Annotated in this window: 20 protein-coding genes; 10 read left to right on the top strand and 10 right to left on the bottom strand. The window is 37.2% G+C overall.

Going from position 1 to position 21,907, the window contains the following annotated elements; translation table 11 throughout:
* Positions 1 to 48: 48 nt before the first annotated feature.
* Positions 49 to 264, bottom strand: a complete 216-nt coding sequence (locus tag EL17_RS07090) for a hypothetical protein (RefSeq protein WP_164674973.1) — start codon at positions 262 to 264, stop codon at positions 49 to 51.
* Positions 265 to 577: 313 nt separating this feature from the next.
* Here EL17_RS07090 and EL17_RS07095 point away from each other — a divergent pair, with 313 nt between their 5' ends.
* On the top strand, positions 578 to 988 hold the full coding sequence (locus EL17_RS07095; RefSeq protein ID WP_035071869.1) for a helix-turn-helix domain-containing protein: 411 nt from the start codon (positions 578 to 580) through the stop codon (positions 986 to 988).
* Positions 989 to 2,253: 1,265 nt separating this feature from the next.
* A complete protein-coding gene (locus EL17_RS23440; protein WP_164674974.1) occupies positions 2,254 to 3,045 on the top strand; it encodes a carboxylesterase family protein in 792 nt (263 codons plus the stop codon).
* 260 nt (positions 3,046 to 3,305) lie between these two features.
* Here EL17_RS23440 and EL17_RS07105 read toward each other — a convergent pair whose 3' ends face one another.
* The 3 genes from EL17_RS07105 to EL17_RS07115 form a co-directional block, all read right to left on the bottom strand.
* Positions 3,306 to 4,031, bottom strand: coding sequence for a Fic family protein (locus EL17_RS07105; protein ID WP_240485944.1), 726 nt, complete (start codon positions 4,029 to 4,031; stop codon positions 3,306 to 3,308).
* 126 nt (positions 4,032 to 4,157) lie between these two features.
* Positions 4,158 to 4,856, bottom strand: a complete 699-nt coding sequence (locus EL17_RS07110) for a transposase (RefSeq protein WP_051719842.1) — start codon at positions 4,854 to 4,856, stop codon at positions 4,158 to 4,160.
* Between the two features lie 356 nt (positions 4,857 to 5,212).
* Positions 5,213 to 6,448 carry a type I restriction-modification system subunit M gene (locus EL17_RS07115; RefSeq protein ID WP_164674975.1) on the bottom strand — a complete coding sequence of 412 codons (1,236 nt, stop codon included), beginning with the start codon at positions 6,446 to 6,448 and terminating at the stop codon, positions 5,213 to 5,215.
* Positions 6,449 to 6,715: 267 nt separating this feature from the next.
* Here EL17_RS07115 and bla point away from each other — a divergent pair, with 267 nt between their 5' ends.
* From bla to EL17_RS07135, 4 genes are all read left to right on the top strand, one after another.
* The gene (bla, locus tag EL17_RS07120; RefSeq protein ID WP_035071875.1) at positions 6,716 to 7,636 is read left to right on the top strand and encodes a class A beta-lactamase, subclass A2; all 921 of its coding nucleotides are present in this window, start codon (positions 6,716 to 6,718) and stop codon (positions 7,634 to 7,636) included.
* 74 nt (positions 7,637 to 7,710) lie between these two features.
* On the top strand, positions 7,711 to 8,466 hold the full coding sequence (locus EL17_RS22550; protein WP_164674976.1) for a hypothetical protein: 756 nt from the start codon (positions 7,711 to 7,713) through the stop codon (positions 8,464 to 8,466).
* A 233-nt stretch (positions 8,467 to 8,699) separates the two neighbouring features.
* A complete protein-coding gene (locus EL17_RS07130) occupies positions 8,700 to 9,743 on the top strand; it encodes a helix-turn-helix domain-containing protein (RefSeq protein WP_035071880.1) in 1,044 nt (347 codons plus the stop codon).
* A gap of 80 nt (positions 9,744 to 9,823) precedes the next feature.
* Entirely contained in the window at positions 9,824 to 10,921 is a 1,098-nt protein-coding gene (locus tag EL17_RS07135) for a type 1 glutamine amidotransferase domain-containing protein (protein WP_035071887.1), read from the top strand.
* 288 nt (positions 10,922 to 11,209) lie between these two features.
* Here EL17_RS07135 and EL17_RS07140 read toward each other — a convergent pair whose 3' ends face one another.
* From EL17_RS07140 to EL17_RS07150, 5 genes are all read right to left on the bottom strand, one after another.
* Positions 11,210 to 11,488, bottom strand: coding sequence for a hypothetical protein (locus tag EL17_RS07140; RefSeq protein WP_051719844.1), 279 nt, complete (start codon positions 11,486 to 11,488; stop codon positions 11,210 to 11,212).
* Between the two features lie 158 nt (positions 11,489 to 11,646).
* Positions 11,647 to 12,030, bottom strand: a complete 384-nt coding sequence (locus EL17_RS22555; RefSeq protein ID WP_205623541.1) for an ABC transporter permease — start codon at positions 12,028 to 12,030, stop codon at positions 11,647 to 11,649.
* 328 nt (positions 12,031 to 12,358) lie between these two features.
* A complete protein-coding gene (locus EL17_RS22560; RefSeq protein WP_164674977.1) occupies positions 12,359 to 13,261 on the bottom strand; it encodes an ABC transporter permease in 903 nt (300 codons plus the stop codon).
* A gap of 24 nt (positions 13,262 to 13,285) precedes the next feature.
* Positions 13,286 to 13,957: an ABC transporter permease gene (locus EL17_RS22565; RefSeq protein WP_084166127.1), complete on the bottom strand. Its 672-nt coding sequence runs from the start codon at positions 13,955 to 13,957 to the stop codon at positions 13,286 to 13,288.
* Between the two features lie 226 nt (positions 13,958 to 14,183).
* Entirely contained in the window at positions 14,184 to 16,547 is a 2,364-nt protein-coding gene (locus EL17_RS07150) for an ABC transporter permease (protein WP_035071892.1), read from the bottom strand.
* Between the two features lie 333 nt (positions 16,548 to 16,880).
* On the opposite strand from EL17_RS07150, the gene EL17_RS22570 reads away from it, so the two are divergent.
* Together EL17_RS22570 and EL17_RS07160 are read left to right on the top strand one after the other, a co-directional pair.
* A complete protein-coding gene (locus EL17_RS22570) occupies positions 16,881 to 17,531 on the top strand; it encodes a DUF6624 domain-containing protein (RefSeq protein WP_051719848.1) in 651 nt (216 codons plus the stop codon).
* A 90-nt stretch (positions 17,532 to 17,621) separates the two neighbouring features.
* A complete protein-coding gene (locus EL17_RS07160; RefSeq protein ID WP_035071896.1) occupies positions 17,622 to 19,604 on the top strand; it encodes a carboxypeptidase-like regulatory domain-containing protein in 1,983 nt (660 codons plus the stop codon).
* A gap of 41 nt (positions 19,605 to 19,645) precedes the next feature.
* Here EL17_RS07160 and EL17_RS23445 read toward each other — a convergent pair whose 3' ends face one another.
* Positions 19,646 to 19,807 (bottom strand): hypothetical protein, encoded by a 162-nt coding sequence (locus EL17_RS23445; RefSeq protein WP_164674979.1) that lies wholly within the window; start codon positions 19,805 to 19,807, stop codon positions 19,646 to 19,648.
* 136 nt (positions 19,808 to 19,943) lie between these two features.
* On the opposite strand from EL17_RS23445, the gene EL17_RS22575 reads away from it, so the two are divergent.
* Both EL17_RS22575 and EL17_RS22580 read left to right on the top strand, forming a co-directional pair.
* On the top strand, positions 19,944 to 20,921 hold the full coding sequence (locus EL17_RS22575) for a hypothetical protein (RefSeq protein WP_051719849.1): 978 nt from the start codon (positions 19,944 to 19,946) through the stop codon (positions 20,919 to 20,921).
* Positions 20,914 to 21,906, top strand: coding sequence for a helix-turn-helix domain-containing protein (locus tag EL17_RS22580; RefSeq protein ID WP_051719850.1), 993 nt, complete (start codon positions 20,914 to 20,916; stop codon positions 21,904 to 21,906). Before EL17_RS22575 ends, EL17_RS22580 begins: the two co-directional genes overlap by 8 nt.
* Position 21,907 lies beyond the last annotated feature (1 nt).

Below are 21,907 nucleotides of genomic sequence, written 5' to 3' on the forward strand. Positions count from 1 at the left end.
TTTAAAGTTTAAGTCTTTATTCAGAAATCTTTACTGCTGCCAGTGCTTTTATTTTTTCCTATACATGGGTTCTACACAATGAAATAAAGCAGGAAACCTTTTCATATAGCGCTTATGCATCATTTTGGGATACAGAAAATGTTGCAGGGTATGTTTGCCAAAAGAAATGATCCTAATAGGTTGATATTTCCCATCCAACTGCTGCAGCATGCTTTTGAAGTGATCTGCTGCAGCATGTCCGGATATTGAGCCTGAAACTTCCATAGGGGTAAATATTATATTTTTTAAATACCTATCCACGGGATGGAACATCGATCAAGTTATGCGCTTGAATTGTGAGTAGGAATTTTAACTTAGGCCCATGAATCAGGTGGTTTATTGTTGAAGCAAATTCATAATTTTCGCCGGGATGAACTATTCCATATTTGGATATTCTAGGCAATGAAGGGAATAAATTATTCTTGCTGATTTACATTCCATTTCCCGGTGCTAGGGGAAATTGAGCAACAGAAAATCATTCTATTTGCCAATAATTTGGGGATAAATGGTTAATTTGCCTTATACAATATATTAGACTATGAACGAAAAAATCCATCACGGCAGAAATATCAAACGCTTTAGGGAAATGATGGGGATCAAGCAGGAAGTTCTGGCTTTCGAGCTTGGTGAAGACTGGTCCCAAAAGAAAATCAGCCTACTTGAGCAAAAAGAAGAAATTGAGGATGAAATATTAAATCAGGTGGCGGAGATTTTAAAAGTGCCTGCTGAGGCGATTAAAAATTTTAATGAAGAAAAAGTTGTAAATATTATTTCCAATTCATTTACTTCTCACGATAATGCAACAGGCTTAATTTACAATCACAATCCAACTTTCAATCCCATTGATAAGTTGATTGAATCATTGGAAGATAACAAAAAGCTTTATGAGCGATTGCTGGAATCCGAAAAGGAGAAAGTAGAACTTTTGAAAAAGATGTTAGACAAATAAGCTTAAGGCATAGTTAGGATATGCTTCTGGTAGTCCCTTATTAAATAGCCCTTTCGTAAATATTAATTATGTAGATTTTCTAAATCAGAAAACCATTGCTTAACAAAAAAATATAAATACGGAATCAGTATGATTACAAAATTATGGATAATGAAGAATTTAAGGATGGATTCAATAACTCAAATAACCACATTCATAAAACACACTTTTTGAAAACTGGCCTTAAATTATTCCAGCATCCTCGGAGGTATGCCTCCCTATTATCGGGAAAAGGGGGCTAATTCATGAAATTGTTGCTTATGTTAGTAAGAATAATTTTGGTTCTGATAAAATAGCAAAACAATTTATGACCTTTGACAATGAATTTTATTCGGAAAAAGATAAATGGATAGAATTTGTTTATCGCCAAAAGAGAGATAACTGGCTATAATACGAGGCTAAAAATACTGACGATTTTGCCGTTAATTGTAATTTTATTTCTTTTTGTTAGCTTTATCCAACGCTGAAATTTTGGGCTTTTAATCCGCCACAGTTTTTTAGCCCAACCGTTAGGCGCAACATGAACTTATAAGATCCCTAAAATTATGAAAGGTAGATATTTTTTATATGCAATCATTTTTATCGGGATAACTATTTCAATGGAATTATGGACTATTTTTGTTCATATAAAATATGGTAGTGGAGCTATCACGATGCCAACACACCTGAATTGGCTACTATTAAAATTTTCTGTTTTTCTAATAACCAATTACTTCATTCTGTATCATTTTTACCGCCGAAGATACTGGATTAGTCTATGGGCAGGCTTGTTATATGCACTGTCCATTTCCTTTCATACGATGATGACCTATTTGAGATTGTCAGAAATAATTCAAATTAATGGGTATGTGAATTTTGTTTTATTTTCCACTTACAGTATTGTTATCATAGAGATTTTATTTGCCATCAGTCTTATTTTCTCTAAGACTGGAAAAAATATCTGGCTGAAAACGTTGGGCATTTGCCTGGTTATCCTTAGTATTCTTACCGGATTATTTTTTTATATATTTATCAATGATACAACTATACAAGGGTTAGATTTGGAAGAAATACTACAAGGAATTAGTATATGTAAAAGCTTAGTTCCTGTATTTTATATAATTTATTTTTACAAAGAATTTAACTTTACCACTGCTAAGGGTGATAGCCTCTCTATCCCAAAAAGTGCCTCTCTGTATTTAGGTTCCTTGTGTCTTGGAGCCATTGTTTTTGCTATCTTCTTGGGAATGAAATGGATTAATTTAAGTTATGCTGCTGAAACATGGTCTGGTGAACAGGCGCAAATTTTCATGCCAAAAACTTTTATTGATAAGGATGAAAAGTCTTTGAATTATCGATTGTTGGAACCTGTTGATTTTGACTCCCTACAGAGATATCCATTGGTGATATGTCTTCATGGATCCGGCGGGGAAGGATCTGACAATCTTAAACAATTTGCCGCAACATGGTCCGCAAACTACTTATCCAAACCAGAAATTAGGATAAAACATCCTTCTTATGTTTTTGTTCCACAATGTCCTGTAGGCTACAATTGGGGAGGAATTGAAGGTTTTCCCAATATTGAAACCTTGGTTTTCGAAACCATATCCTCACTAACGGCAGAATATAACATAGATAAAAACAGGGTATATATAGTAGGGTATTCTATGGGAGGGTATGGAACCTGGAATTTTGTAGGTAAACATCCTGGTTTTTTTGCCGCGGCTGTTCCTATTGCAGGGGCAGGGAATCCTTCCATAACCCCTAACCTGATAGATACACCAATTTGGGCATTTCATGGAAGTGGTGATCAATTGGTGCCGGTAGAAGGTTCCCACAGTATGATTAAGGCCCTTTTAGATGCAGGCGGAAGCCCCCGTTATTCAGAATTCCCGGAAAAAGGTCATAATATAATAGCAGAACTGGAGGAAAATGCTCCCGAATTATTTGACTGGCTTTTTGATCAAAAGATTCATGGGGATAATGGGATGGATACGCTGACTTTAATGAAAAGCACTACCTTTCCATTCACCTACTGAGGATTGAATTATTACGTTCCAGATATATTTCCATTTAAATATTCGTAAATAACATCAATAATTTGTTTTCAGGATTCTGTTATTGTCATTTTTGACTTTTTTAGCAGACCTACTTAATGTCATAGTATTAGTTATACGTAGCAAGATGGTGAGTCGGAAATTCCGACTCACCAAAATCAAACAAATTACTAATCTCGCCCTTTACTTCATATCGAAAACTTTTTTTCTGGTCAATATCCTAAAATGAAGAAAAATAAATATTAGATGTCCACCATCGTAAGATAGTAGCGTGTATGTCTAAGTTTTCCAGTCTTTTTTAGTGCTCCTAAGGAGACCATTTCCGCTAGATCTCTTGTTGTAGTAGCAGGAGAAGTTTTGCTTATGCGAATGTAGTTCTTGGCACTCAGCCCCCCTTTGAACCCTTCTGGTCCTTCTAGAAACAAACGTAGGACTACCTTAGACTGCCTTTCATTTAACTTATTGCGGAAGTCCTCAAAGTATCGAGCTTTTTGCACTATAAATTGAATCAATTTCTGCACATGGATTTGGGCTTCCAATACCTTTTCAGAAAAATATACTAACCACAATGTAACCTCTAAAGAGCCATTTGCACGCTCCAATGCTTGATAATATGCCTTTTTATTTCTCTTTATGGTACTATACAGAGAAGTTATCAAGGAATGTTTGGCTCCCATAGCCAAGGCCTTTTCTGCAATGGCACGTCCGATTCTTCCATTTCCGTCTTCAAAAAGGTGAATTAATTCAAAATATAGGTGTGCCAACCCTGAATGAACTAAAGTAGGTATGCCTTCGCTGTATGCTAGATTGAACCAAAGGAGATAATTTTCCATCTCTTTTGGCACTCTGGGAGATGGTGGAGCCTCATAGAAACCTTGGGGCAAATCTAACCTCCCAGATACAATCTGCATCGAATCTTCATGAACTCGGTAGCCTCCAACAATTTCCAAATCAATTCTTCCATTCATGATCATCTGATACTAGGTGAAAAGACGCTCTTTTTCAAGGGGTTAACTGTAACTTTTAGAGATCCACCATCATTCGGGAAGCACCAGTTTCCTTGGGACCTGATCGTCTTCCATCAATTTGTAATCCTAGTTGTCCGCGTATGGATGACTGAACGGAATTTCTGTCCAATAATTCCCCTTCAGGTTGTCGGGAACAAGTGCCTTGGGGGCACCGCCAAAATAGTGTAGCGCGTTTTCGCTTGAGGCAATAAAATCATCTTTTTTCTGCGATTCTACGGCTTCAACAAAGGAATACTGGCTGTATCCCAGGGTTGCCACATACACCTCTGCCTCAGTTATCTCTCCTGTAAGGGCATCCACAATAGGGATTTTGTCACCTGTAAAGTCAATGAAAAGCTTGTCTCCCGGGAGATGCTCCATCCTCATGCTTACAGCCCTGCCTATTCGCCATTGCCTGAAGCTCTCACAGAACTGGGAGTAACTGTAGCCGTCGGGATGCTTCTGCCTGTATTCGCCCCACAGAAACCAGCGGTTGACCCCGGTTCTCCTGAGCTCCTCCTCCATATAGGGAAAAAAGTCCTCGAGGTCCACGTATCTTTGTTCCGAAGTATGGCCTGGATCGGCAAGCAGGGCGTCAAGATCTTCATCACCCATATCGAGTAGATCGCCATAACCCATCCCTTTGGACTCAATAAGCTGAAGATATTTTTTGACTGTGTTGCGGGCAATCCCCACGGTCTTGGAAATTGTCTGCAATGCCATACCGTTGTCACGGTGGCGGATTATCTGTTTTAGTTTACTCATGGTTATCGTTTTTCCGGCCATACTTTACGGTTTAAATACACCGTAAAGCAAACGATAACTGAAAGAAATTCCGTGGTCAATACTGGCATTCTGACTATCTTGACCACTCATCTGGGGTGGTCAGCATTGCCGGAATGTCAGTGGTCAAGATCACCGGAAAACAACCAGTGGATTAATGAGAAATCCCCATTAAGGGATGGTCAACATCGTCGGAAAAAAGTGGTCAGCATCAACGGAACAGGTGGTCAAGATGGATCGGAATATACAATAACGAATGAGTCCAATCAAAAGCGAAATATACACCATCAAAAAACATTTAGTTCAATTCATTATAGATATTTAAACTCATTTTCTCAATTTACTTTGTTCTGTTTATCTCAAATCAAATCCAACCCCAACTCCTTCAAAAATTCATTGTGCATGTCAGTACTTTCTTTGATGGTTTTATTGATAGATATCAATTTAGCATTTACTTCTTTGAGATCGATTTGGACCTCATCTTCAGAAGTGCTTACATAGCGTGAAATGTTGAGGTTATAGCCATTCTTTTCGATTTCTTCCATCGACACTTTACGGGAATAGCGGTCTTTCTCCGTTCTGTATTGGTAGGTGCTTATAATTTCATCTAAATGACCTTGACTAATGCTATTCTGTCTTTTGCCTTTTTCAAATTGTTCGCTGGCATTGATAAACAGTACATCATCTTGCTTCTTACACTTTTTTAAAACCAATATACAAACAGGTATACCAGTACTGTAAAAAAGATTGGATGGCAATCCAATGACTGTATCAATATGATTATCCTTTAAAAGTTTGGTTCGGATTCTTTCTTCTGCTCCTCCACGGAATAACACACCATGTGGCAAGATGATAGCCATTGTACCTTCTTTGGATAAAAAATGAAATCCATGTAAAAGAAATGCAAAGTCTGCTGCTGATTTTGGAGCTAGGCCATAACTTTTAAATCTAAAATCTTCTGCTAAGGTGTCGTTAGGTTCCCAACGTAAACTAAATGGGGGATTGGCTACAATTCCATCAAATTCAAGCTTCTTACTGGGATTAAGTTGATTTAATTCATCCCATTGATTAAGCAAGGTATCACCGTGAAAAATCTCAAACTCGGAATCTTTCATTCCATGTAAGAGCATATTCATACGGGCAAGGTTATAGGTGGTAATGTTCTTTTCCTGACCGTAAATTTTACTTACACTGCCTCCGTTTTCTTTTATTCTTGTTCTTACGTTTAGCAATAATGATCCAGATCCACAGGCGAAATCCAATATTCTATCAAGCCTCTTCTTCTTACCTGTAGCAGGGTCTTGACTATCTAAAGTTACTATTTCAGAGAGGATGGTGGATATCTGCTGTGGGGTATAAAATTCCCCAGCCTTCTTTCCTGATCCTGCGGCAAATTGACCTATTAAATATTCGTATGCATCGCCAAGGGTATCTGAATCAGTAGAAAAATCCGCTATTCCTTCAGAAATTTTCTGAATGATGATACAGAGCTTTTTATTTCGTTCTGTACTGGTTTTTCCAAGTTTTTCAGAATTTAGATTGATTTCTGAAAATAGCCCTTGGAAAGAATTAGCGAATGCTTTATGGGGATTCAAAGCTTTATCAGACCAAACAAAGTATTGATCTTGTGATAAAAATGTTTTCTGAATTTAACTTAAGTTAACGATTAAAAAATCTACTACAAATAAATTTGTCTTTCGATATAAGATTAGTGGAATTCTTAAGTTTCAGGATCTATTGTCGGATGCAAAGTCTAAAGTAATACATTGATTTGGTTTCACTTTTACCAATACAAATTGACCAAAAAGCTTCATTTCCCATCAATTAAATGCAAACGAGTTTTTCCTATTTAACCAAAGAATATGATTAGAATACTAATTGCGACCACATTATTATTTGTAATGATAAGTTGTGAAACTACTACTAAACGTACAGATTTATTGTTAAAAGAAATAGAGCGAATAGTTTCAGACAAGGACGCAATTGTGGGAGTTTCAATTATTGCCAATAATGGAAAAGATCTTGTTTCTCTAAATGGAGATAAGCATTTCCCCATGCAAAGTGTTTTTAAATTTCACATTGCCCTTGCCGTATTGTCTGAGATAGATAAAGGAAAACTTTCGTTGAACCAAGAAATTGTATTAAGTAAAGAGGATCTTTTACCTAAAGATTTTTGGAGTCCACTTAGAGACGAAAATCCAGATGGTGGAAGTTTTACAATAGCCAAGTTAATTCAATATTCTATTTCACAAAGTGATAATACGGCTTGTGATGTGTTAATAAGGGTTATTGGTATTCCTTATACAGTTGAAGAATATATAAAAAAGAATGGTATTCAAGATATTGGAATAACTTTCAACGAGGAAGATATGCAAACAAAGTGGGAAAATATGTTCCAAAATTGGACGACCCCTAAAGCTGCAAGCATGACACTTAAAAGGTTTTATGACAATGACAGCAACTTACTAACCAAGGAAAGTTATGACTTTATTTGGGACGTAATGAAGGATACTACAACTGGAAAAAACAGGATAAAAGGACAATTGCCTGAAGAAACAATTGTAGCGCACAAGACAGGTTGGTCAGGTACAAATAAAGAAACAGGAATCACTGCTGCTGTGAACAATATCGGAATTGTTTTTTTTCCCAGTGGAGCGCATTTTATCCTCTCTGTGTTTGTAACGGAATCAAAGGAGAATTTTGAAACCAACGAGAAAATCATATCGGAAATTGCAAAAGCAACTTATGACTTTTACAATACTACGACAATAAAGAAAAACTAACATCAGACTTGTGGGTCACTGCTTGAAGATCGACTGTCCTCTAAATTGGACTGATGATAAAAAGGAAATAAGCTTTGAAGATAATATCAGCCATTAATAACAAGACAATTAAGATAAAAACCCAAGTCAAAAGAAGAATTTCGATTATTTTGCTGTCAGTCATCATGATTTTCATGTTGACTGGCGCATTTTTTCAACGTCATTCTTTGGCCTGTGAGCTGCTGCCATTTATGGGGTATGAGGAATTGAATCGGAATGTTTTTTTGGCTTCTGACGTCTCTTCGGACCGAATTGATGAACTCACCGAAATGATTGACTTGGCAGTTAAACGCCTAACCGAAACTTATGGTGTCCCTATTGCTACACCTCGGATAGTGATTACTTCAGATGTTGCTGTGGCTGCAAAATGGGGTAGTAATGAAACAGGCGCGATGCACCGGATGCCGTGGTGTTCTTGTATTGTATTAGGCCCTGAAGGCCAAAATGTAGATGTTATTGCCCATGAAATGCTCCATGCTGAGCTTCAGCGGCGAGTTGGTTTATTGAAAATACTCAATGAAGTCCCTGTTTGGTTTGATGAAGGAGCTGCTTTGACGCTTGATAATAGAGAACCATTTCTTCCTGAGAATATCGAACTTTCTGATGAAAAAATTCTTAACGTGATGACTTTCGATACTCACAAAGCTTTCTTTTCTGGAAAAATCCGTGAGAACTATCAAAGTGCCAGGATGGCAGTGATTCCTTTGATCCGAAAAGAAAGTTTCTATGAAGACCTTGATCGAATCAAAAGTGGGAAATCGTTCCATGCTGTATTTTATAAAAATAAATAGCGGGGATGATTTTTGAAAAAATTAATTATTTCTTATATGTAATTCAATATTGATGTATTTGAAATGCGGATGGGAAGAATGCCCTTAAGGATCAATTTGAGATTTTCAGAATGAAGCTAAAAAGCTATGAGGTAAAGTGCAAAAATTTAAAAATTCAACAACAACATTTTGTCACTACAGGTACTGGAAAAAAAGATAGAGAAATAGAATAATTTTCTTAGTAATTTGCAGCCATGTCTTTTCAGAATATCATATTGGTTGTTTTAAGTAGTTTAGGAGTTGTCCATGGTGTATTTCTTGCCCTATATTTATGGACCTACACCAAAGGAAATTCTGTAGCTAACAAATTACTTAGTCTGCTTTTAATAGTCTTGTCATTCAGGATTGGAAAATCCGTCTTTCTTGAATATACTACAAACCTGGATGTTAAATTTATTTTTACAGGATTGGGCTCCATCTTAGCACTTGGGCCGCTTTACTATCTATTTGTAGCTGCAAGCAGCAATAAAAGCTTTCACCTGGAAAAAAAGCATTTGCTGCATTTTCTTCCATTACCTTTTGCACTGGCTTTTGGTCTTTGGATTGAAGAAAACCACTTATATGCTATTCCTATTGAATTCTTTATCTCCTTATTTGCTGTCTATTACCTGCATTTTCTAATCTATCTGGTAAAAGGTTACTATGAAGCTTTAAAGAAAAAAAAGGAAGGGTTAGAAGCCGATATTTATCGGTTTTTAAGATTGTTGTTCTTTGGCTTGCTGGTGATATGGATTGTTTATGTGCTTAACCTGTTTGATGATGAAGTGCCCTATATCGTTGGTCCGATATTATATTCAATAGTAGCGTATGTGACTAGTTTTATTGTGATTAAAAACGGTTACCTCAAAAAAATAAATCACACAAAATATAAAAACACGCCTGTCAGTGATCACCAGTCTGATCAGCTATATGTAAAGGTATTGCATATGATGAGTGAAGAAAAGGAGTATAGAAACCCGACCCTCACATTACAATCCATATGCTCGTCTTTAAATGTAAGTACGCAGGTTTTATCCATGGTAATCAATCAAAAGAGTCAGCAAAACTTCAACACTTTTATCAATAATTTCAGGATTACCGAAGCCACTCACCTTTTAAAAGAAGAGAAATACAATCACCGGACAATTGCTGCAATAGCTTTCGAAGTGGGTTTCAATAGTATTTCAAGTTTTAATACGGCTTTTAAAAAGCAAATCGGTAAAACCCCTTTGTCCTATCGAAAGGAAGCTGTCAAATGATCTTTTAGTCTTTCGTAATGATCATTTCGAATGACTTTCTACCGGTAAACTCCTTCATTTGTATTATAAATTTAAATACTATGTCAAGGAAGAGAAAAATCATCAAGTGGGCATTAATTGCATTCGTTAGTTTCATTGTATTTACCGCAGGTTTTGGATACTGGTTTATAAGTCTCCTGCCCGCTAAAGATCCTGCAGCAGCAAATGTCAAAGAAATTACTATCAACGACTTACCCTATCTTACTGAAGATGTGCCTAAATACCGCGGTAAAATTTTGGCAGTAGTCACAAGTTGTTCTGAAATGGGTGAAAGCAAGAAGCCTACGGGATACGAGCTTACTGAACTTTCAAGGGCGTATTATGTATTCGTTGCAAATGGATTCGAGGTAGATGTAGCAAGTCCCGCGGGCGGCAAACCATCCGTAATTATCGATGGTGACGATGTGGGAGAATTTGATTTTGCTTTTTTAAATGATAGTGAAGCACAATCTAAAGTTAATAATACTATAGCCATGAAGGATGTAGTACCGGATGATTATGTGGCTGTTTACTTTGTTGGTGGAAAAGGTACCATGTTTGATTTTCCTCAAAATCAGCATATCCAATCGCTTGTCCGTGAGTATTATGAGGAAGGAAAAGTAATTGGTGCAGTATGTCATGGTCCAGCCGCTTTTGTGAATGTAACCCTTCGTGATGGAAGCCAATTATTAGATGGAAAGCAGGTAAGCTCCTTTACCAATAAAGAAGAGCTTTTACTGATTAAAGATGCGAGGTCAATATTTCCATTTTTACTCCAAGATAAACTGATAGAAAATGGGGCAATATTTAATGAAGGACATATGTACCTGGAGAAGATAAGTGAGGATGGAAATCTCATTACAGGGCAAAACCCATGGTCTACATGGGCAGTGGCCGAAGCGGTAGTTAACAGGTTAGGATATAAACCAAAGGCGAGAATAATAACCGGAGAAGAAAATTCAATCGTTGTTCTGAATATATTAGAGGACCATGGTTATGATAAAGCCAAAGAATCAATGACTGAATTGCGAGCGGTAAAACAATTACAGCTGAACAGAGAGCTTATCGCCATGCACAGTATAGTGGCAGTCATGCAATGGAACATTACAAAGGCGATAAAAATCATCGGACTTTTAAAGCATGCCAAGTCTTTAGCGTAATGTGATATGGGTGAAGTATTTCCCAAAGTCCACCAGATAGTTTTTCAGGATTTCTTCCAGGTTTTCTTGCGATGGATACCCTGATGATATCAAGGTCCTTTACTTTGCTGCCTTTTCCGATGTAAGATTTTTCAAACATTTGCTTCACGCAATTTCGCTATTTCTTCCATATGGCATACATAGCGCAACAGTTGCGTATATTTTTAAATTATCTAAACTTAAACTAATTTTTATTTATCCATTCATCCACCTAAAAAAAGAACTTACTTGTATGGGTTACCAAGTCTGTTAAGACAGTAATTTTTCTACTTCATTGGCCTTTAACACTAATTTAGCCTTGCAAAAAATAGTTTTTACCTTTCTTAGTTGCTCCATCCTTTTGGTCGATAGCTTCTCACCAATGCGGATATCTTTGATCCCTTTGGTAATTTCTTTCTTAATATTATCAGGAGACGCTGATAAAATTTCACCTATTACCTTATAAATCCCTTCCTTGGTCAAACAGCCGTCAGGGTTGATGCTGAGTTTATTGATCAGGTCATTCAATGATCCTGGCTCATCTAACAAGAAATCTATAGCTAATTATTTTTATGTTTTATCTATTGAAAGGCACTTCAGCTCCATTATATCAGATGACAACCGAAATGTAAAGCTTGCATCAATTCAAGATAATAATTTTTTAAATCTTCTCTTGAAAGAGAATTTAAAGAAGAATAAGTAATTAACTACTCACTTTTCAATGAATTAACAGGGTTACTGATAGCTACTTTTACGGAATGAGAAGCCACGGTAATCCATGCTATACCAAAAGCTGATAACCCTGCGATTATAAACATTTCCCATCCTATATCTACTTTATAGTTATAGCTGTTAAGCCACTGGGAAATACCCCACCACCCTATCGGAATTGCCAATAGAAAGGATAATAGTACAAGTCGGGAAAATTCTTTTGAAAGCATGCCTACTACTCCTCTAACAGATGCTCCGAGTACTTTTCGAATGCCGATCTCTTTTTTGCGTTGCTCTGTCATAAAAGAGGCCAGTGCAAAAAGACCCAAACATGCTATAAAAATGGCCAATCCGGCAAAAATTGAAAATGCAGTACTCATTTTTGTCTCTGCTATGTACATTTGTCCAAACTCATCGTGTCTGCACCCTTACTGAAATATCTCCTAGATTATTACCTAAGGTGAGCATGACAGGACCTACATTATTCTTGATGGATTCAAAATGAAAATCTTTTACTACACCCACTACTCGGAAATCATTAAATACACCCTCAACAGGAACAAAAGTAACAGGGTCAAATGCCTGTTGTTGGATTATAGGTTCTGGATTTTCTACATCAAAACCATGTCTTCTTAAAGCGGTTTCATTTAAAATAATGGCATTAGAGTCTGAAGCCAGTTCTTTGTTCAGATTTCTGCCGGATATTAATTACATTCCCATGGTTTCGATATAATCTTCATCTACATTCCATACCTGCATACTAACGGTATTCTGTGCACTGGCTTCTTCACCTCCCCTCCAAAAAGAATGTTCAGATCTATTATAGCCAGTAACCGGTAAGTAGCCACTGATTGAAGAGGATGACACATTATTCAACTGGTCCAATTCATTTTTAAAAGCTTCAGACTTATCTCCGAGCATATATAAATCGTTGATAATTATAACCTGCTCTTTATTAAAACCTATATCCTTATTTTGGATATATTTAAGCTGTTTGTCAATCGCCAGCGTACCAATAATCAATAAAATTCCAATCATAAATTGAAATACTACTAAGCTACTTCTGACTGTTGAGTTACCCGAACCGCCAATCATTTTACCTTTCAGCGTATGGACAGGTGTATATAAACTTAAATAAAATGCAGGATACAGGCCAGCCAAAATCCCTACAAATACTGATGATAAAATAAATAGAATTATAAAATAAGGATCAGTAACAGGAAGTATTAAACTATTATCCGTAATCTGATTGAAAAAAGGCAAAGCTAAATACATAAGGATAAGCCCTAGCGCAAAAGAGAATATACTTATAATGATTGATTCAGTAAGAAATTGATTGACCAATTGAACTTTATGGGAGCCCAAAGATTTTCTTACTCCTACCTCCTTTGCTCTATTGACAGAGCGGTCGGTAGATAAATTCATAAAATTAATACAGGCAAGTACTATGATAAATAGGCCGATAGCAGAAAATATGTATACATGGTCCCGGCTTCCCATCAACCCTATATCCCAATTAAAATCCGAATCAAGGTAAACAGTGGAAAGAGGCATGATATTAACTTTTAAGTAACCTCCCTGTGCCTCGATTTCATCTAAAGTTCTTCCCATATTTTTTTGCAGTTCAGGACTCACTTAACCTTTGACCATATCATTTATTTTCCTTTCCACTTCATTGGGATCGGCATCGGCTCTAAGACTGAAATAGGTATAGAAATTATTACTTACAAATGAAGTTCTGCCAGCCTGCCCAGGAATAGTAGCCATTGACATCATAAAATCATAATTGATGTGGCTATTTGCAGGCATATCTTCATATACAGCTGAAACATTAAATGTTTCTTTACCATCAAGAATCAGTATCTGATTCAGCGCACTTTGATTCGGGAAGTATTTATCGGCTGATTTTTTACTTATTGCAATTTTATTGGGAGCATTTAGCGCTGTCTTAATATCCCCTTCCAGTAAAGGAAAAGTAAAAAAATCAAAAACATTCGAGTCGGCATATATCAAATTATATTCTTTATAATTCTTTTCCATTTCAGGAGATCTCACGAGCCAGGATCCGGAACCTCTAAAACGGATGGCTTTTGCAACTTCAGGTATCTCATTTATCAATGCAGCGGCAAGTGGTGCGGGTGTAAATGAATAATCAAATTGATTTTCACCTAATTTTCCATGTCTGGTGGCTTTATAGATGTTTTCAGAATTCTCATGAAAATCATCATAGCTCATCTCATTTGATACAAACAATAAGATAATCAGTGTACAGGCCACTCCTACAGATAAGCCTGTAATATTAATAATTTAATATAATTTATTTTTTGTAAGATTTCTCCAAGCTATTTTTAAATAGATTTTGATCATGACAAAGTTGTTGTTTTGTTCAATCTGAATGAAGGATGTAAACTGAATTCATATGGTCACCTTATTGGCAAGTAAGCCGGCGGATATTATAACTGGTGAGACAAGAAAGCCCAGATTCCTAACGGCAGTTTTTCGGACAATATCATCCGTTGTAGGGCCAACAGATTCACTCATCTTTCAATATCTTTGCAGGATTGATCAAAGCAGTTTTGATCGCCTGTGAACTGACGGTCAAAAAGGCTATAAGCAAAGCCAACACTGACGTCCAAAGAAATATTTTCCAGTCAATGGAAGTCCGGTAAGCAAAACTTTGCAGCCATGAATCTATAAAATACCAAGCAACAGGAATTCCCAATACCACCGCTATCAGGACCAGTTTTGTAAATTCTGATGATATCAGCCTAACCAAGCCCAGCACCGAAGCTCCCAATACTTTCCTGACTGATATTTCCTTTCTTCTTTGTTCGGCTATAAAAGCTGCCAATCCGAAAAGTCCCAAACAGGAAATGATGATGGCCAAGCCCGTGAACAATCCCATCAATTTGGATGTCAGCTCATGGGTTTCAAACTTGTGTGCATGAACCTGATCTACAAAACTATATTCAAAGGGAGCATCCGGATTGAACTTATTGAACAAAGTTTCAAGATTTGTCATGGTACTTTGCAATCCATTCTCGGGATTTATCCGGATATGTATAAAATTTGGATTTGGCTGACGGATTGGTCCAAAAACCACAATGGGCAGCACTTCATCAAAAGGGGATTCCATGATAAAATCTTTGGCAACTCCCACGACTGTGAAACTGAGGTTACCATCTTTGATTACCTGACCCAAAGGTTCTTCAAACCCCATGATTTCCAAAGCTTTTTCATTGATGATCGCGGCACTGCTGTCGCTGGGAAAGGTGTACACATCAATATCCCTCCCCGCAATCAGTTTCATCCCTGCAGTTTCTACCAAATTGGCATCTGATCCCATTCTGGCTATATTTTCCCGGTTATCTTCAATTTTCCCATGCCATTCCATCGAACTGGTATTGCTATAAATCTCTGTCAGAGGAGAAAAGGTATAGGTGACTGACTCCACCTCTTTCATAGCCAAAAGTTCCGCCCTTAAAGCCAAAATACTTTTCTTCATGGGTTCTGTGACGGGATGATAGATCATGTTTTCTTTGTCCAGGCCCAAGTCCCTGTTCTGGACAAAACTCATCTGATCTCTGACTATCCATACACTTGAAATCAAAATGGCCACAATGGCAAATTGTAGGACCACAAGTGCCTGCCGTGGGTTTATCCAATATTTTTTGGTGTGTAGCTTGGTTTTGAAAACTATGGTGGGTCTGAAAGAACTCAGTAAAAATGCCGGGTAGCTTCCTGCAAGCAAGCCTACAACCAGAATATAACCCGAGCTTAACAACCAGAAATAGGGTTGTTCAAGGGGGGGTTGGAGGTTTTTGCCGATCAGGTCTCTGAACCAGGGCAAGGAAAGGGAAACCACCAATAGGGCTATTCCGAAAGCAAACAGGGTTATCATAATTGACTCTACCAAAAACTGACTGATCAACATTCCACGACCCGCTCCTGTTACTTTTCTTACCCCTACTTCTTTTGCCCGGTTTTCACTTTGGCCCGTACTTAAGTTGATAAAATTGATACAGGCTATCAGCAAAACGATGATGGCCACAATACCAAACAGACGGATCAATTCAATCTTTCCACCAACAGATTTCCCGTTTTCAAACTTTGAGTACAGGTGCAGGTCAGACATGGGAAACAAAAAATCGCTGATGTTGCTATCTTCCAAGTGTCTATCGGTAAACCCTGAAAATTTTTCATTAAAGGAACCTAAATCAGTTTCTTTTTGGAGCATGGCAAAGGTTCGGTACGAATTGTTACCCCAAAATTGATCTGCCCATCCCATTGCTTCCAGTTTTTTGAAAGGAAGAAAAAAGGTGTATTCAAAATTAGTGTTTTCCGGCAAATCTTTGATAATAGCATTGACCATAAAATCCATGGTCTTTTCAACAGTAACCGTCTTGCCCATAGCATCCTCATCTGGGAACAGTTTTTTGGCAAGTGTTTCAGTAAGGATTATAGAATTAACATCTTCCAATGCAGCTACCGGATCACCTTCCAACACTTCGAAAGAAAAAATCTTAAAGAAACCCGGATCAACAAAAGAACTTTTTTCATAAAAACTATTGGCTCCCACAGTTAGCAACTGTGGATCCCATTCTGTGATTCTTGTGGTTTGTTCCACTTCCGGATATTCTTCCTTCAGAGTAGGGCCATAAGGTGCCGGAGTATAATCCCAACTGGACGTGGTACCCTGATATTCCGAATTCCTCCAAACCGCATAAATCCTGTCCGAATGCTCAAAAAACCGGTCCACGCTGAGTTCAAACTGCACCCAAACCATTATCAAAATGGAAGCGGCAATCCCGATTCCCAAACCCCCGATATTGATAAAAGCATACCCCTTACTTCTGACGATATTTCTCCAGGCGATTTTAAAATAGTTTCTCCACATTTTAATATTATTTTAAGCTTATCGCTTTATATTAAACCCTTTACCTTTCTTAGTATTTTCAATTTATTGAATTAGGCATATTCTTATGTCTATTCATTGCGCAAATATTCTTTTAAAAAGGTTCCAATCACGTTCCACCCCAATGAGGGCTTTAAAGGTATTTAGTACACACTTTTTAGATTCGTTATTGGTAAAATCGATCATTTTTGCCCGTTAGCGAACAGAATTTTGTACACTGTTATTAAATTCTTAATTAAGGTTAATGAATTTTTAATGATTTTATCTTTTCATGTTATTAGAGGAAATTTTTATCGGAACTTCTAAAATATCCAAATGTACAGACTATGTTTTTTACTTAGCATTATTGCTTTCCCTTCCTTTGGACAAGAAAAAGCAAATGCTTACCAAGTCAAACACATTCCCTACGATTCACTCAAAACTGTTTTGGAAGAAATGTATGATACGGATCAGGGAATAAGGAGACAATTTGTGGAAGCTATGCAAATAGGTTCTACTGAAACAGGGAATCTGGCGAAAAAAATGAATGAGATTGATTCTATCAACCAGATTCAGGTGAAAAAAATATTGGAAAATTATGGCTGGCTGGGAAAAAGCCTCGTCGGGCATAAAGCTGCCCGCGCCCTTTTCTATGTAGTCCAACATGCCGAACTGGATATAATGGTCCAATATTATGAAAGTCTAAAGGCACAGGCGGATATAGGAGAAGCTAACCCATTAAATGCAGCCATGATGCTGGATAGGATACTGATGTACCAGAACAAAAAACAGGTCTACGGGACGCAAGCTTCCAATTTGGTCAGAAATGAGCGGGTCTCCGTCATCTGGCCTGTGGAAGATCCGGAAAATGTCAATAAAAGGAGAAAGTCTGTGGGTTTTAAGTCGACCTTAGAAGAAAGCGCGGCCAGTATGAACGCTATCTACGACCCAAAAGAGGAATTGCCAAAGGAAAATGTCTGGGAATGAGATTGACATATTTATTTTCATGAGGCAACCTCTGGGAATTTTTCTAGGTTCCCACTATAGGAAACACCTGTTGAAAATTCCCACATACTTATGAACAAGCTCCTTTATTACACCCTCGATTTAAACTTAAAACCTTTAAATCTCTTATGCTTTTTTCTTCTTTGGCACCAAAACCTACTCGGTCAGGATTTTGAATCTGCCCATTATTCTGCTGGATACAAATCCATCAATCTTGTAGATTCTTCAAGAGTATACAAGGAAGGTACTGAGAAAGATGATCCTCTTCATTATCGGCATATTGAACTTGATATTTGGTATCCGTCTTCAGATAACCCTTCTAATCCCATTAAGTTCGGCGAGCTTTTCAAATTATTGGAACAAAGGTCATCGAAATATGGAGAAGAAGATTTTGAGGGATTTACTGAGGAAATGATGCTTTTATTTTTGGCAGAGATGGACATCGATCAGAGTCCACAGAAACTTTTAGATTTTCCAACCAACAGCTATTTAGGTTTGGAACCTATACTCGGGAAAGTGCCATTGGTGATTTACTTGGCAGGGCTCAATGGGATGGGTTTTGAAAACTATAAAGTGTTGGAAAGTTTGGCCCAGCAAGGATTTTTGGTAGTATCAATTTGGTCCGTTGGTAGGTATCCTGGCAACATGAGCAATAAGATCGAAGATATGATGGAGCAGGTAATGGATGCTGAGGTAGCTTTAGAACATTTAAAAAAATCTACAATATTTTCTATACAAGAAGATATAGGTATTTTGGGCATGAGTTGGGGAAGTATGAGTTCTGCGGTATTGGTTGCCAGAAACCCTGAGATCAAAGCATTTTTATCCTTTGATGGTTCTGAGATGCATTACTTTGGAGATCAGTCGGATGTGGATGACGAAGGGATTCTTAATGATAATCATATACATAAGATCATAGATACGGATTTGTTGAAACCATCTAAGCAGCATATAAACTACATGTATTTAGAAAGTGATGGTAAAACTCAAGAGTTTGATCCGGTATCGGAATTCAATTATTACGAATTGCTCAATTCAAACAAAAAATATTTACGGTTTATTAAAAGTCAACATACCGATTTCACGAGCTTACCTTCTTTATTGGATGTGTCGGATTCCGGAATTCATACCCATATAATAAATATTGCTGGCGAGTTCTTTCTACAGGAGTTAACACCGAAAAATGCGAATGATGAATACTGGACAAACCTTATAAAGCAAGAAAACATTTCGATAGTAAGACACGCTAATCCAGCCAAAACTGTAAGTGTCGATGACAAAATTCTAAAAGGGAAAATCATTGATTCAAAAACCAAGACCCCGTTGTCTTATGTAAATATTGGATTTCTAAATAAAGAGCGAGGCACTGTTTCGGACGAAAATGGCAAATTTGAGTTGGAGATTAATGAGAAGGACCTTGAGGACACCCTAAGAATTTCAATGATTGGGTATACTCCAATAAAAATTATCCCTAATAACTTCAGCAAAACCTGGAATCAAAAAATTATAGAGTTGGACGAAATGATAGGCGCTTTAAATGAAGTCATCGTGTCTTCGAAAGGATATAAATCAAAAGTCCTTGGCAATAAAACCGAATCTAAATTTATCAGTACAGCATTCAGTTATGACCAATTGGGAGCCGAAATGGGCATAAAGGTAAAGATCAGAAAATCTCCAACCTATGTAGATTCATTGAATTTTAATGTTTCATATAACCGGCTTAGTGCCAAGGCAATTTTCAGAGTTAATTTTTATGCTGTAGAGAATGGTCAACCTGGAAAAAACATATTAAAGGATAATATCCTAATTGAGATAAATCCCAAGCAAACAGGTTTGATATCAGTAGACTTATTGCCCTATGACATAATTCTTGAAGAAGACACATTTGTGACTTTGGAATGGATTAAAAATGAAGGCATTAATGAAAAAGGTGAAGCGATCTATTTCTCACTCGGATTATTAAATAATGCAACAATTTATAAACCATCCAGTCAGTCCAGATTTAAAAAACATAGTAGTTTAGGAGTCGGCTTTAATTTAAATGTAAAACAATAAATGGAGTAAGAATACCCCTGTTCTCCTAAATTGGTCTTCGTTCAAATATCCACATAACCATGAACAAAAACATTTTTTACAGCCTTCGAATCCTCTATAAATATCGGCTTTATACCGGAATCAGCATTATTGGCATTGCCATAGCCTCCTTCTGGTTTATTTCCAATTTTATGTTCAATGCCTACCAGCATGACACCTTTCATACCAACGCCCCTATTTAATAGCGTTTGAGGAAATCATACCTAATTCCTACTTTTTTCATCCCTTACCAATACCCTGTTACATTATTGGATGATTTAATTTTGTGGAAAAGAATTATTAACAGTTAATTTTATCGTTATGAAAAAGTGCTTGATCATTTTGGTTTATTTATTTTCAAACAGCGGGTTGTTATTTTCCCAAGAAATAAAAAATTCCCTAGGCAACAATTTTGTCTATCCCCAATTCCATGAAAATTTCTCGGCAGAAGAAAGTTGGGAAATTCATAAAGAAGCCTACAAGAAACAATTGAAAAAAAATGGTTTAACAGATCAGGAAATTGATAGAAAAATGGTTGAGTATGAGAAAGAGAAAAAGCTTTTCCTAGAAAGGATCAATAACCAAAGTGAACAGGCGGCCATCCAAAGAAAAGAGGCTGAACTTATGAGGAAAAAAGCGGAAGAGCAAAGAAAGGATGCTGAAATCCTAAGAGCCAAAGCAGAGCAATCCCGCAAGGAAGCTGATGTACAAAGGCAAAAGGCCGATGACATGAGAAAGCAGGCTGAGCAAGCCAGAAAAGAAAGTGCTGTTGAGAGGGAAAAAGCTGAAGAGCAAAGAAAACAGGCTTTGGTTCAACGAGAGCGTGCTGAGAAACAAAGAGTGGAAGCGGATGTACAGCGGAAAAAAGCTGAAGAGATGCGAATTCAAGCTGAGGAACAAAGAAAAAAAGCCGAAAAATTGAGAAACAGCTTCGAAAACATCCTGACAAGAAACATCGAAGTATACGCCGCTGCAACTGTTGTTGATCCCATTAGGATCAGTGTTGACAAGAAAACCACTTTGTATTTCAGTATTAATAGCAGGTTGAAATCAGGAAATATGCTTGTTGAAATTATAAATCCAAGAGGAGAAAAAGAGGCAGAGCTATCAATGGAAAATAAGCCGAACTCAGCTGAAACTTTGAACGACGAATTTACAAAATTTACTAACGGCTCAATCAGTAAAACCATTGCTGACACGGAAGCAGGAGATTGGCAAATCAGAATTTTCCCAGAAAAAGCTGAGGGTACTGTCAGTATTTCTGTTGCACGTTACATTAAACCATCCTCAGATGAATAAAGTAGTGAGAAATGTTTTTTTACTTTTTTTCACACTCTGTACTTATACGCTACAGGCCTATCAAGGTGAAATCGGGAATATTTCCGGAAGGCTATTGCTAGACGAAACGTGGGAAAGGCATGTATATCTATCTCTTGTAGAATCGTTTGAAAAAGAATTTTCCTTTAGCAACAATCTGATAGTAGGAAGTTCCGAAATGGATAGCTTAGGCAATTTTAGGATTGCCCTAGACAACGTTCCATCTCACTGGTCGATGTTCCGTTTGCATGTGGTCAAAAAGGGTTTCTCTCCAAAATATCTCGTGCTTGGCAGCAGGGAAGAAAATTACCTGTTCATTATCGCCAAGCAAGATTCAGAAATAAGGATTTTTAATACAGACGGCATGCCCATCTTTGAAAACGCAGAGATTGAAGGTGCACCTTATATGGAAACCTTTGGATATATAGCAAGATTGTCGGAATACCCAAATGCTATTGATTATGACAATTCATTGGTCGAAAAGGAATTTATCGAGGATGTTGTTTCAGAGAAGCTAAAAATGGTAGCAGATACCTGCCAAAACTCACTGGTTTCCCTTTACGCCCTTTACAAAACCGATTTCCTTAAAGATTTCCAAAAAGACCCGGATTTCTATTCAAACTATCTCGCAAAAACGAGCAAAGAAGACAACCCATATTTCAATTCCTTCAGACGGCAGTTCCCTGATTCGAAAAAATTCTCATGGCTGCTTGTCTTAAGTATTTCCATTTTGGGCATATTGTTATCGGCATGGCTTTATATTTCCAAAAAAAGTAAGCCTAAAGTAAAAACTCTAAGTGTACAGGAGAGAAAAATTCTGGACCTGTTGCAAAAAGGGATGAGTAACCAAGAAATTTCCGATGCCTGTAACATTGAGCTAAGCACCACCAAATCCCACGTGGGCAGTATTTACTCCAAACTAAAAATCAAATCCCGAAAGCAGGCCCTGGACATCAAAATTAAGTAGC

The sequence above is a fragment of the Anditalea andensis genome (assembly GCF_000714815.1).
GTDB classification, from domain to species: Bacteria; Bacteroidota; Bacteroidia; order Cytophagales; family Cyclobacteriaceae; genus Anditalea; species Anditalea andensis.